The organism is Teichococcus aerophilus (genome assembly GCF_014490485.1).
GTDB lineage: Bacteria > Pseudomonadota > Alphaproteobacteria > Acetobacterales > Acetobacteraceae > Pseudoroseomonas > Pseudoroseomonas aerophila.
In genome coordinates this window covers 140,628-153,394 of the sequence record NZ_JACTVA010000003.1, presented here as the reverse complement: position 1 = coordinate 153,394, position 12,767 = coordinate 140,628, and the positions used below count along the sequence as shown (strand labels likewise).

Sequence of the window (12,767 nt, the reverse complement as noted above, 5' to 3'; positions counted from 1 at the left end):
CCGCCGCCGGACCGCCATTCAGGCCGGGACTGCACCCAGGGCGGCGAGCCGGGCCGGCATGGCGGCCAGTGCGCTTTCCTCGGCATTCGCGAAGGCTAGCCGCAGGTGCCGCTGCTGCCCCGGGCCGAAGAACGGGCCGGGCAGGCTGAGCAGGCCCTGGGTGGCGGCGAGGGCTTCGGCCGTCCGCAAGGCATCCGGCGCGCCGTCCGGCAGGCGCAGATAGGCGAAGTAGGTGCCCAGCGCGTCGATCTTCCACTCCGGCAACTGCGCCATCGCGGCGCGGAAGGCGCTGGCGCGCCCGGCCATGATGGCACGGTTGCCGGCGCGCCAGTCCCGCAAGGCCGGGATAGCCCAGGCCAGGGCCGCCTGGGCGGGGCGGGCGGGGCAGATCTGCATGGTGTCCAGCACCTTCGCCAACTCCTTGCGGAAGGCGCCGCCCGCCACCACCGCGCCGACGCGATGGCCCGGGATGCAGTAGGACTTGGCGAAGGAATAGAGCTGCACCACGCCGTCTCGCCATTCCGGGTCCTGGAACAGGGTGTGCGGCGGCGTGCCGGCCTCGGGCAAGAAGTCGCGATAGGTCTCGTCCAGCACCAGCCAGATGCCACGCGCGCGACAGATCTCGGCGATGCGGGCGATGATGGCGGCCGGGTAGATGGCGCCGGTCGGGTTGTTGGGGCTGACCAGCACCACGGCCCGGGTCCGCGGGGTCAACGCCGCCGCCAGCCGCTCCGGGTCCGGCACGAAGCCATCCTCCGCGCGGGTCTCGAAGGGCTGGGCCTCGATGCCCAGCAGCTCCAGTGCCATACGGTGGTTGAAGTACCAGGGGGTGGGCAGCAGCACGGCATCGCCGCTGCCGGCCAGCACTGTCATGGCCATGGTGAAGGCCAGGTTGCAGCCGGCGGTGATGGCGACATCGCCGGCCGAGAAGGGGGCGCGGTAGAACGCCGTCAGTTCCCCCGCCAGCGCTTCCCGCAAAGGCTCATCGCCGTCGATGGCACCGTAGCCGGCGCAGGCGCGGCTGCCGGCGGCGCTGGACAGCCGTTCCAGCATCTCCGGATGCGGCGGATAGCCGGGCACCGCCTGGGTCAGGTCGATCATCGGCCCGGCCGCGCCGGCATAGCGGGCGGCCCAGGCACGGGCGGCGGGAATGGGCGGCGCGTCGGTGGCCGCCACGCGGGCGGAGAGGCGGAAACTCGGCATGATGCGGCGCAAGGTGGCAGGAAACCGGCCCGGCGCCAACCGGTCTGCTCGCCAACCGGCTACGCCCGAAGCTTCGCGGCGAAACTGACCGAAATGATACGAATGGAAACCCGGTACAGTCTGGCAAAATCCTGTTACAATAGCCTCCGACGCCCACACTATATCGAGGCTATGGTCGAAACCATGGAACCGCCTCCGCACATCCTCGTCGTCGATGACGACCGGGAAATCCGTGATCTGCTATCGAAATTCCTCGAACGGCAGTCCTGTCGCGTCACCGCCGCGCGCGATGCGCGGGAGGCCCGCCGGCTCTGGCCGCTCGGCCGGTACCACCTCGTGGTGCTGGACCTGATGCTGCCAGGCGAGTCCGGCCTGGATTTCGCCCGCTGGCTGCGGGCGCAATCGGATGTCCCCATCGTCATGCTGACGGCGATGAGCGAGGAGACAGACCGCATCGTCGGGCTGGAACTGGGGGCGGACGACTACGTCGCCAAGCCCTTTAACCCGCGCGAATTGCTGGCCCGCATTCGCGCCGTGCTCCGCCGCGCCAATGGCGAGAGCGGCAGCAGCCAGGAGCCGCCGCCCAAGGCGATCCGCTTCGCCAACTGGACGCTGGAGCCCGCCCGCCGCCGCCTGCTGAACCCTGACGGCGTCGAGGTGCCGCTGACCGGTGGCGAGTATGAGTTGCTGATGGTGCTGGTGGAGCGCCCCAACCGCGTGCTGACGCGCGACATGCTGATGGACCTGCTGCGCGGCCGCCAGGCCGGGCCGTTCGACCGTGCCATCGATGTCGCCGTCTCACGCCTCCGCCGCAAGCTGGAGGATGACGGGCGCAACCCCAGCCTGATCAAGACGGTGCGCGGCGGCGGATACGTGCTGGCCGCCACCGTGGACAAGAGCGAGCGCACCGACGACGCCGCGCAGGAGCCTGCCGGGGAGCCTGCCCGGGACGCCATCGGGTGACCTGCGCATGATGCGACGCTTCCTGCCGCGCAGCCTGGCCGCCCGCACCGCCGTGTTTCTCAGCCTCGCCCTGATGCTGGTGCAGGGGGCGGGGCTGACCATCCATGCGCTGGACCGTGTGGACGTGCAGCGCCTGGGCGTCTCACGCGAGATCACGGCACGCGCCTTCGGCATCTGGCGCACCATGCTGCTTGCCCCGCCCGACCGGCGAGAGGCCATGCTGTTTGATATCGAGATGCCGGACGGGCTGGCGGCCGACATCGCCGAATACCCGGCGGTGCGCCCCGGCATGCCCCGCGCGCCGCTCTCCCTGGTGCGACTGTTCCAACTGGACCTCATCGCCTCCAGCCCGCCGCGCTTCCGGCCGCGGGAGGCGCTGGTGGCCGCCGCGCCGCGCCCTGGCACCCTGGTCGTCGCCATGCGGCTGCCGGACGGGCCATGGTTGAACATGTGGCTGACGCTGCCGCCGCCGCGCCCCTGGCATTCCGAGACCTTCCTGATCGCCTTCGCGCTGATGACCGGCGCGGCGCTGGCGCTGATTCTGTGGGCGGTGCGGCGGCTGACCCGCCCGGTTTCCGCCCTGGCCCGCGCCGCCGACCGGCTGGGCCGTGACGTGAACGCGCCACCTCTGCCGGAGGACGGGCCGAGTGAGGTGGCCACCGCCGCCCGGGCCTTCAACACCATGGCGGAGCGCATCCGCCGCTTCGTCGGCGACCGCACGCAGATGCTGGCGGCCATCGGCCACGACCTGCGCACTCCCATCACCCGTCTGCGGCTGCGCGCCGAGTTCCTCGACGACGACGAGCAGCGCCGCAAAATGCTCTCCGATCTCGATGAGATGGAGGCGATGGTGAACGCCACCCTGGCCTTCGCCCGGGACGATTCCGCCACCGAGCCCTCAGTCGCGCTGGACCTGGCCGCCCTGTGCCGCACCGTGCTGGACGAAGCCGCCGACGCCCGCCCGGAACTGCCGCCGGAGGCGATTGCCTATGAGGGGCCAGACCGCCAGCGCATCCGTGGCCGGCCGATCGCGCTGAAGCGGGCGCTGGCCAATCTGGTGAACAACGCCCTCAACTACGGCGGTAATGCCTGGGTGACGATGGAGCAGCCCGCCAACGGCCTGCTGACCCTGCGGGTGGAAGATAGTGGCCAGGGTATCCCCGAGGAATCCCTGGAAGCGGTGTTCCAGCCTTTCCGCCGGCTGGAGACCAGCCGCAACCGGGAGACCGGCGGCACCGGACTGGGCCTGCCGATCGCCCGCAACATCCTGCGGGCCCATGGCGGCGATGTGGTGCTGCGAAACCGGGCGGAAGGCGGCCTTTCCGCCGTGGCGACGCTGCCGGTCTAGAGCGTGGTCGCCACAGGTCCGATCAGGCGGAGGCGCGTTTCGCGCGTATCCGCCGCCCTCGCGCATGGCGAGTAAGCGCTAAGTCCCGCCTTCGCCGTCCGGCGCCGGAAAGGGCAGGGCGTGTAAGCGGGTGGTGTGGCCGTGTTGGGCCATCATCCCTGCCGGGCACTGGCCGCGATGGTAATGCCGCTGCCAGCCCTCCGCCCGCGCCGCGCTGCCTTCCTGCTGCAGCGCCGCGTTGAAGCTGCCGCGCGCTTCCCGCCAGGTGTGGTGCGCGGCGTGCAGGTCCGGCTCATCGGCCAGCACGCGGGTTTCCGGCCGGGTCTGGCGGACAATGTCGCGCGGCACGGGGAAAAAGAAGCAGATCGGCTCCCCTGCCTGGAACCGTACCGAGTGAAAGGGGCGGGTAAAGCGCCAGTTCATGGTGAAGGTCATCGGCGCCCAATCGGCCTCCACCACGCCGGATAGCGGGGCGATGCCGTCCTTTGGTTGGTTCGGCGGGCCGGACACCCAGAGATTCATGCCCGGCGGCGTACGCAGCAGCGCATCGATATGGAAAGTGAGGATGCCGGAGCCGAAATGGCTGACCGGCGCCGGCCCTTCCTGGTGCAGGAACTTCAACGCGATGTCGTCCGCGCGGTCTCCGCCGTTCCACACCGCATCGAAGGTGTTCTCCCCCAGCACCACCCAGCCATGGCTATTGGCGATGGTCAGCGGCAGGCAGCGATAGGCGAAGGATTGCGGCGTGGCATCCATCCAGTCCCGCCGCACCGGCGCGGGCTGAATGCGCGGCAGAGGCCGGTCCAGCCTGTAGGCAATCAGCCGGCGGTCTGGGGCATCGGTGGCCATTCTGGCCTCCTCCTCGCGGTGTCGTCTCCACGAAGGATAGTGCCTGGCGCTTAAACTTTGCTGAACGGGCGGACGATGGCGGGGGGAAGGCCTTGCGGTGTGGCGCCCAGCCTATGGCCGTGGGATGAAGTAAGGTCGATGCAAAGATGTCGCTATAAAAAGCAAATTTTGGGATCTCGAAGATAATTCAAACCTGCCGTTGAAGGCGAAGTCCTATAATTCCGTCCCAGCACGCGCATCCCGGAAACCGGCAGAAAAAAGGAGGGTCCGGGGAATTCCTTCCCCGGACCCTCTTCCTCCTCAGGGCATGCAGCGCTTCAGAGGCGAGGGAAATTCCTCGCAATCCGGGAAGACGATCTCGTTGTCACCCCGGCGCTCGACGCGCAGGGTGTTCGGGTCGGCGCAGCCGAAGCCGACGCCCGGCGGCACGCGGCCGCCCTGGGTGGGGCCGACCGGCACCAGGCGGAAATCGACGCCGGTGGGCGTGGCGGTCGCGGTTTCCACCAGCCGCTGGCGGAAGGTGATGTCCAGCGGCGAGCTGCGCAGGATCACGTCCCGGGTGAACACCACGCTGGGCTGGCCCAGGCAGGCCGCGCCCTGGGTTTCTGTCGCGGGGAAGATGCCGCCGGTCCAGGTGCCGTAGAGCCAGGCATGCGGCGGGCCGGCCGGGGCGGGGGAGGCAGGCTGCTGCGCCTCGCCCGGGTGGAGGGTGGCCGTGGCGAGCACCGCGCCCAGACCCAGCATGATCGCCCAACGCCGCATACCGTGCATCCTTCTCTCCTCTCCCGGCACAGGCGCTTAGCGCGCCTCGCCCATCTCCTGCTGCACCAGGCTGACCCAGTAGCCGACACCGTAGGGAATGGCGTCGTCGTTGAAGTTGTAGGTGGGCGTGTGCAGCCCCTCGGAGGTCGCGCCGCCGGCGCCCTGGCCCATGAATACGAAGGAACCGGGGCGCGCTTCCAGCATGAAGGCGAAATCCTCGCCGCCCGTCACCGGCGCCGCGTTCGGCTCCACCTTGTCGGCGCCGACCAGCGCGGTGGCGGCGGCGATGGAGGTGACGGTCTGCTCCGGGTGGTTGAACAGCGCGGTGGTGCCGCGGCGGTAGCTGGGCTCGGCGGTGCAGCCGAAAGTGGCGGCCACGCTGTGCGCCAGCTCGCCGATGCGGCGCTCCATCAGGTCCCGCACCTCGGGCAGGTAGCTGCGGGCGGTGCCGCCGATGCGCATCTTGGCCGGCATGACGTTGGTGGAGCCGAAAGCACCGCCCTCGATCGCGCCGACGCTGATGACGGCGGCTTCCACCGCGGCCACGTTGCGGCTGACGATGGTCTGCAGCGCCATGATGAACTGCGCCAGCACGATGGTAACATCGGTGGAAAGGTGCGGCGTCGCGCCGCCATGGCCGCCGGTGCCGCTGAAGGTGACTTCCCAGCCGTCGCTGGCGGCCAGGGACGGGCCGGTGCGGGTGGCGAACTGGCCCAGCGGCAGGCCCGGCTGGTTGTGCAGCCCGTAGACGGCATCGACCGGGAAGCGCTCGAACAGCTTGTCCTTCAGCATGGCGACGGCGCCGCCGCGGCCTTCCTCGGCCGGCTGGAAGATGAAGTGGACGGTGCCGCCGAAATCCGGGTTCTGGGACAGGTACTGCGCGGCGCCCAGCAGCATGGTGGTGTGGCCGTCATGCCCGCAGGCATGCATCTTGCCCTGGTTGGCGGACGCGTAGGGCAGGCCGGTCGCCTCATGGATCAGCAGCGCGTCCATGTCCGCGCGCAGGCCGATGGCGCGCTGGCCGGGCAGGCGTCCCTTCAGCGTGGCGACGACGCCGGTCTTGCCGACGCCTTCCGTCACCTCCAGGCCGAATTCCTTCAGCTTGGCGGCGACGAGGGCGGCGGTCCGCTCCTCCTCCATGCCGATCTCGGGATGGGCGTGGATATCCTGCCGGATCGCAGCCAGTCCGGGCTGCAGGTCACGCAGGGAGGTGAGGAGCGTTTCGTTCATCTTGGATTTCCCTCAGGCGGCAGCACGGATACGGGCGAGCGCCTCGCCCTTGCCGAGCGCGAACAACACGGCGTCGATCGGCGGCGACTGGGTGCTGCCGGTCAGCGCGGCGCGCAGCGGCTGCGCCACGGCGCCCAGCTTGATGTCCTTCACCTCGGCATAGTCGCGCAGCCACTTGTCCAGGTCCTCGCGCTCCCACGGCGCGTCTTCCAGGAACTCGGCCAGGTCGCGCAGGCGCGCCTTGGCGTCGTCGGTCAGCTGCGCCTGCGCCTTCGGCTCGAAGGTCAGGGGGATGCTGGCTGTGGCGAAGCCGCACATGTCGGCGGCTTCCACCAGCGTGCGGGCGCGCGGCATGATGTCCGGCATCAGGGCGCGGATGGTGCTGACGGCGCCTTCCGGCAACGGGCCACGCCCGCGCAGGATGGCGAGCACGTCGCCCGTCACCGCATCCGGGTCCTTCTGGCGCAGGTACTGGGAATTCAGGTGCGTCAGCTTGGCGTAGTCCATCCGGCTGGCGGCGCGGCCGACATCCTTCAGGTCGAACAGCTCGATCGCACGCTCACGCGGCACGAACTCCTCGTCCCCATGACCCCAGCCGAGGCGCAGCAGGTAGTTGCACACCGCTTCCGGCAGGAAGCCCTGCTCGCGGAATTCCAGCGCGCCCACGGCGCCGTGGCGCTTGGAGAGCTTGGCGCCATCCGCGCCATGGATCAGCGGGATGTGGGCGAAATGCGGCCGCGTCCAGCCCATGGCGTCGTAGATCAGCGCCTGGCGGAAGGTGTTGGTCAGATGGTCGTCGCCGCGGATGACATGGGTGATGGCCATGTCGTGGTCATCGACCACCACGGCGTGCAGGTAGGTCGGCGTGCCGTCCGAGCGCAGGATGATCAGGTCGTCCAGCTCGCTGCACTGGACGCGGACATCGCCCTGCACCAGGTCGCGGATCACCATCTCGCCCTCACGCGGGGCCTTGATGCGGATGGAAGGCTTTACGCCGGCCGGGGCCTCGGACGGGTCGCGGTCGCGCCAACGGCCGTCGTAGCGGGGCGGGCGCTTCTCGGCGATCGCCTTCTCCCGCATCTCCACCAGCTCCTCGGCGGTGCAGTAGCAGTGATACGCCTTGCCGGCGGCCAGCAGCTCATGCGCAACTTCGGCATGGCGGGCTTCGCGCTCGCTCTGCATCACCGGCGGTTCGTCGGGGCTGAGGCCCAGCCAGTCCAGGCTCTTGAGGATCTGCTCGACCGCTTCCTGGGTGCTGCGGGCCTTATCGGTATCCTCGATCCGCAGCAGGTACTGGCCACCGTGGTGCCGTGCGAAGAGGTAATTGAAGAGCGCGGTGCGCGCGCCCCCGATGTGCAGATACCCGGTCGGGGAGGGTGCGAAGCGGGTGCGTACGGTCATAGGGCTCAGCCAAATTCCTTCGAGCCCATCGGCTCGCGAGATTTCCTCAGGACCTCTGCTTCTACCATGCACCACCTCTGCTGTAGAGTGCGCGTGGAGGTTGAATATCGATGCAGGCCCTTGCCGCGCTTCGCGTGAAACTGCTGTGGCCGGCCGGGATGGAATGGCCGGCCTGGGTGGCCGCGCCCCTGCGCTGGGCGGCGCTGCTGCATGGCCTGTTGGCGCGGGAATGGCAGCGCCTGCCGCTCTGGCTGCCGGTGGCGATGGGCGCTGGCGTCGCCGCCTATTTCAACCTGCTGGAGGAACCGGGGACCGGCTGGCTGTGGTTGCCCTGGCCGTTGCTGGCGCTGGCGGTGCTGCTGCTGTGGCGCTTCCCGCTGGCGGCCTGGGCCACCGGCCTGGCCGGCGCGGCGGCGCTGGGCTTCGCGCTCGCCGCTTGGCACACCGCCCGCCTGCCGCCGCCCCTGGACCTGCCGAGCAAGGCGGTAATGCTGGAAGGCGTGGTCGAGGATGTCGATGCATTGCCTGAGGGCGTGCGCGTCACCCTGGCCGCCGCGCGGCTGGGCCCGGGCGAGCCCATCCTGCCCCGGCAGATCCGCATCCGCCTGCGCACCAACGACCCGCTGCAGCCGATGCCGGGGGACCATCTGCGGGTGCGCGCCCTGGTGCGGGAACCGGCGATGCCGGCCCACCCCGGCGCCTGGGACTTCCAGCGCACCGCCTTCTTCCAGGGCCTCGGCGGCTCCGGCTTCGCGCTCGGCAGTGCGGAGCGGCTGGGGGAGCCGGAGCCGGCCTCGCCTTTTGCGCGTCTGCGCCGGGTGATCGAAGGCCGCATCACCGCGCAGATCCCGGGCGGGGCCGGCGCGGTGTCGTCCGCGTTGATCACCGGCTCGCAGACCGGCATCCCGAAGCCGGACATGGCGGCGATGCGGGATTCCGGGCTGGCGCACCTGCTTTCCGTCTCCGGCCTGCATATTGCCGTGGTGATGGGGCTGGGTTTCGGCGTCATCCGCTTCCTGGTGGCGCTGGTGCCATGGCTGGCGCTGCGGGTGGACAGCAAGGTGGTGGCCACGCCGGGCAGCCTGTTACTCGGCCTGGGCTATGTGCTGCTGACCGGCGGGCAGGTGCCCATGCTGCGCAGCTTTGCCATGGCGGCGGTGGTAACGCTGGGGGTGTTGATCGGCCGCCGGGCGCTCTCCCTCCGCACCCTGTCCGTCGCCGCCTTCGCCGTGATGGCCATCCAGCCGGCGGCACTGACCGGCCCATCCTTCCAGATGAGCTTCGCTGCCGTGATGGCGCTGATCGCCGGCGCGGAGTGGAGCGGCCCGGCCATGGCGCGCTGGCGGGCGCAGAAGGGCTGGTGGCGCAAGCCGGCCATGCTGCTGATCGGCCTGACCTTCACCTCCATCCTCGCCGGGCTGGCCACCACTCCCTACGGGCTGCACCATTTCGGCCGCCTGCAGCTCTACGGCGTCGCCGCCAACGCGGTGGCGATCCCGCTGACCTCCATCCTGGTGATGCCGGCGGGCATGGCCGCCGTGGCGCTGATGCCCTTCGGGCTGGAAGCCTGGCCGCTGATTCTGATGGGCTGGGGGGTGGAGGGCACCTTGCTGGTGGCCCGTACCGTCGCGGCCTGGCCGGGGGCGGCCATGTTGGCGGCGCCGATCCCGGTCTGGGGGCTGATCCTCACCACCTTGGGCATGCTGTGGCTGTGCCTGTGGCAGCAGCGCTGGCGCCTGCTGGGGGTGCCGCTGATGCTGCTGGGCATCAGCTCCGCCGCCTGGGTGACGCCGCCAGACATTTTGGTGTCGTCCGACGCGCGGCTGATCGCATTCCGCACGGCCGAGGGCGTGGTGCTGCAACGGGCCAGCGGCGCCTCCGCCCTGGTACGGGAATCCTGGCTGCGCGGCTGGGGGGAGGAAGGCGCGAGCCTGCTGCCCGCGGCCGGCGATGCCGCCGGCGGCGCCATCCATTGCGATGCCGCCACCTGTGCCGTGCAACTGGCGGCGGACGGGCCGAAGGTACTGCTGCTCCGCCCGCAGAAGGCCCGCAGGGGCGAAACCGCGGCACCCTTGCAGGCACAGCCCTATTGCGGCCAGGCCGCCCTGCTGCTCTCGCCGGAGCCAATCCGTGGCCGCTGCCGGGGGGTGGTGTCGGTGGACCGCTTCAGCGTCTGGCGGAACGGGCCGCACGCTATCTGGCTCTCGCCGGAAGGGGTTCGTATCGTCACGGACCGCGACTGGCGCGGTGCGCGCCCCTGGGTGCCGCCGCAGCCGGTACCAGCCTGGCAACGGGCGGCGGCCACGCCCGAGGCGCCATAAAAAATGTCCGCTGCCAGTGAAGGCAGCGGACATGGTCTCGACAGGGTCTGAGCGCGTTCAGAGCATGATGCGTTCACATTCGTTCACCCACCATGCTCCGAGTTTTTGTTTGATCGCGTGATTCAGGCTTTTCGGTGATTTCACCTCAAGCCATCACGCTCTAGTAGCGGCGCAGCAGCCCGATCAGCTTGCCCTGCACCTTGACGCGGTCCGGGCCAAAAATGCGCGTCTCATAAGCTGGGTTGGCCGCTTCCAGCGCGATGGAGCTGCGATGGCGGCGCAGCGTCTTCAGCGTCACCTCGTTCTCATCCACCAGCGCCACGACCACGTCGCCATTCTCGGCGACCTCGCCCCGGCGGATGATGACGGTGTCGCCGTCCAGGATGCCGATGCCGGTCATGGAATCACCGGAAACTTCCAGCGCGTAGTGTTCGCCAGAGGCCAGCAGGGCCGCCGGAACTTCGACACTGCTGCCCTGGTCCCGCAATGCCTCGATCGGCTGGCCGGCGGCGATACGGCCGTAGAGCGGCAGATGTACCGCAGCGGCTTCCGCCGCAGCGCGCTGCACGCCGGGCAGGTTGGGGGCGAAATTGCCGCGGATGACGTTGGTGGGCATGGACGGTGCGGCGAGGGCCGAGGTCCGCGCCATCGTCTCCCCCGGGCTCTGCTTCAGGCCTTCCGGCAGGCGCAGCACTTCCAGCGCGCGGGCGCGGTGAGCGCGGCGGCGCAGGAAGCCGCGTTCCTCCAGGGCCGTGATCAGTCGGTGAATGCCGGACTTGGAGCGCAGGCGAAGCGCTTCCTTCATCTCCTCGAACGATGGGGAGAAGCCGGTATCGCGTAGGTGACGGTCGATAAACATCAGCAGTTCGTGCTGCTTGCGCGTCAGCATACGGCGAATTCCCTGTTTGCATCCCGGCGAACAAACCGGAAACCTATAGGGGATGTTCTACGAAAGTTCTCGTGACCGGGTCAACCATGATTCGGGCCTCATCAAAGGCCTAGCTCACTCAGGACGATGACTTCCACAGCAGCGCCGGCCGCCAGGGCAGGGGCGTGGGGTGCGCGTAACAGCAGCGCATCCGCCCTCGCCATGGTCTTCAGCATGGAACTGTCCTGCTTCGGAAAGGCTGCGGCCAGCAGCATGCCATCGTCGGCGGTGGAAAGGCGAGCGCGCATATATTCGGCCCGCTTGTCGTTCTCCGCCAGCGGCTCGGCCAGTCGGGCCGGGCGCAGCGGCGGCAGCAGGTTCGGCCGGCCACCCAGCGCGGCGATCGCCGGCCACAGGAACACGATGCCGCAGACCAGGCTGGATACCGGGTTGCCCGGCAGGCCCATCAACGGCGTCTCGCCCAGGCGGCCCCAGATCAGCGGCTTGCCCGGCCGCATGGCGATCTGCCAGAAATCCAGTTTGAAACCTTCCGGCAGCAACGCTTTCTGCACCAGGTCATGGTCGCCGACGCTGGCGCCACCGGTCGTGACCAACAGGTCGCAGCCGCGCGCTGCGCGCCCGGCCTCGGCAATGGCATCGACGTCATCGCGTGCTATCGGCAGCACCAGCGGCACGCCGCCCGCTGCCCGCACCAGCGCCGCCAGCGCATGCGCGTTGGAGGAGACGATGCCACCGGGGCCGACTGGCTCGCCCGGCAGGGAAATCTCGTCGCCCGTGGCCAGGATGCCGATGCGCGGGGCGCGATGCACGCTGAGCCAGGGGTGGTTGCCGGCAGCGGCAAGGCCGATGTCGCGCACCGTCAGCCGGTGGCCGGCGGGCAGCAGTGTCTCGTCGGTCGCGAAGTCCAGCCCGGCCGGGCGAATCCAGCGGCCGGCGCGAACCGTCTCCTTCACCAGGACCGACTGGCCGGCAGCGTCGGCGTCTTCCTGCAGCAGGATGCCGTCCGCACCGGCCGGCACCACGGCGCCGGTGAAGATCCGCACGGCCTCGCCCGGGCCGACACTGCCGGGGAAGGGGTGGCCAGCCGGCGCCGTGCCGGCCAACGTCAGGCGGGTACCCTCCACCGCATCGGCGGCACGCACCGCATAGCCATCCATGGCCGAGACATCGGCCGGCGGCTGGGTCAGCCGCGCCTGCACCGGGGCCGCCAGGACCCGGCCCCAGGCCTCGGAAAGCGCCACGGTCTCGGCACCAACCGGTTCCAGCGCGCCCAGGATACGGGTACGGGCTTCCTCGACGGAGAGCATCTCAGGCGGTTTCCCCTGGCGCTTCCCAAAGGCCGGACTTGCCGCCTTCCTTGCGGACCAGCCGCACGGCCTCCACCCGCATACCGCGGTCGATGGCCTTGCACATGTCGTACACCGTCAGCGCAGCGACGGTGACGGCGGTCAGCGCCTCCATCTCCACCCCGGTCTGGCCGGTCGTCTTGGCCATCGCCTCGATCTCCACCGCATCCGGCGCCACCGGCACCAGCTCCACCTTCACGGAGGAGAGCGGCAGCGGGTGGCAGAGCGGGATCAGGTCGGATGTCCGCTTGGCGCCCATGATGCCGGCCAGCCGGGCGACGCCGAGCACGTCGCCCTTGCCGATGCCGCCGGCACGGATGGTCTCCAGCGTCTCCGGCGCCATCACCACGCGGCCACGGGCGATGGCGATGCGAGTGGTGGACGCCTTGGCCGAGACGTCGACCATCACGGCCTTCCCCTCGGCGTCGAAATGGGTCAGGCCGGACTGCGCCACG

Annotated in this window: 11 protein-coding genes; 3 read left to right on the top strand and 8 right to left on the bottom strand. The window is 69.9% G+C overall.

What is annotated here, in order from left to right; translation table 11 throughout:
- Positions 1-18 precede the first annotated feature (18 nt).
- Positions 19-1,203 carry an aminotransferase gene (locus IBL26_RS03145; protein ID WP_187782985.1) on the bottom strand — a complete coding sequence of 395 codons (1,185 nt, stop codon included), beginning with the start codon at positions 1,201-1,203 and terminating at the stop codon, positions 19-21.
- A 183-nt stretch (positions 1,204-1,386) separates the two neighbouring features.
- Here IBL26_RS03145 and IBL26_RS03140 point away from each other — a divergent pair, with 183 nt between their 5' ends.
- Positions 1,387-2,166 (top strand): response regulator, encoded by a 780-nt coding sequence (locus IBL26_RS03140; protein ID WP_241748945.1) that lies wholly within the window; start codon positions 1,387-1,389, stop codon positions 2,164-2,166.
- A 7-nt stretch (positions 2,167-2,173) separates the two neighbouring features.
- Entirely contained in the window at positions 2,174-3,514 is a 1,341-nt protein-coding gene (locus tag IBL26_RS03135; RefSeq protein WP_187782984.1) for an ATP-binding protein, read from the top strand.
- A 78-nt stretch (positions 3,515-3,592) separates the two neighbouring features.
- Here IBL26_RS03135 and IBL26_RS03130 read toward each other — a convergent pair whose 3' ends face one another.
- From IBL26_RS03130 to gltX, 4 genes are all read right to left on the bottom strand, one after another.
- The gene (locus IBL26_RS03130) at positions 3,593-4,363 is read right to left on the bottom strand and encodes a DUF6065 family protein (protein WP_187782983.1); all 771 of its coding nucleotides are present in this window, start codon (positions 4,361-4,363) and stop codon (positions 3,593-3,595) included.
- 300 nt (positions 4,364-4,663) lie between these two features.
- On the bottom strand, positions 4,664-5,125 hold the full coding sequence (locus IBL26_RS03125) for a hypothetical protein (protein WP_241748944.1): 462 nt from the start codon (positions 5,123-5,125) through the stop codon (positions 4,664-4,666).
- Positions 5,126-5,161: 36 nt separating this feature from the next.
- A complete protein-coding gene (locus IBL26_RS03120; RefSeq protein WP_187782981.1) occupies positions 5,162-6,355 on the bottom strand; it encodes a M20 aminoacylase family protein in 1,194 nt (397 codons plus the stop codon).
- A 12-nt stretch (positions 6,356-6,367) separates the two neighbouring features.
- Positions 6,368-7,756, bottom strand: a complete 1,389-nt coding sequence (gene gltX / locus IBL26_RS03115; protein ID WP_187782980.1) for a glutamate--tRNA ligase — start codon at positions 7,754-7,756, stop codon at positions 6,368-6,370.
- Between the two features lie 110 nt (positions 7,757-7,866).
- Between gltX and IBL26_RS03110 the strand changes: the two genes are divergently transcribed.
- Positions 7,867-10,077 carry a ComEC/Rec2 family competence protein gene (locus IBL26_RS03110; protein ID WP_241748942.1) on the top strand — a complete coding sequence of 737 codons (2,211 nt, stop codon included), beginning with the start codon at positions 7,867-7,869 and terminating at the stop codon, positions 10,075-10,077.
- A gap of 160 nt (positions 10,078-10,237) precedes the next feature.
- Here IBL26_RS03110 and lexA read toward each other — a convergent pair whose 3' ends face one another.
- The 3 genes from lexA to moaC form a co-directional block, all read right to left on the bottom strand.
- Complete coding sequence (gene lexA, locus IBL26_RS03105; RefSeq protein ID WP_187782979.1) at positions 10,238-10,966, bottom strand: transcriptional repressor LexA; 729 nt, start codon at positions 10,964-10,966, stop codon at positions 10,238-10,240.
- Positions 10,967-11,067: 101 nt separating this feature from the next.
- Positions 11,068-12,273, bottom strand: a complete 1,206-nt coding sequence (locus IBL26_RS03100) for a molybdopterin molybdotransferase MoeA (RefSeq protein ID WP_187782978.1) — start codon at positions 12,271-12,273, stop codon at positions 11,068-11,070.
- A 1-nt stretch (position 12,274) separates the two neighbouring features.
- Complete coding sequence (gene moaC / locus IBL26_RS03095) at positions 12,275-12,766, bottom strand: cyclic pyranopterin monophosphate synthase MoaC (protein ID WP_367615360.1); 492 nt, start codon at positions 12,764-12,766, stop codon at positions 12,275-12,277.
- Position 12,767: the final 1 nt, after the last annotated feature.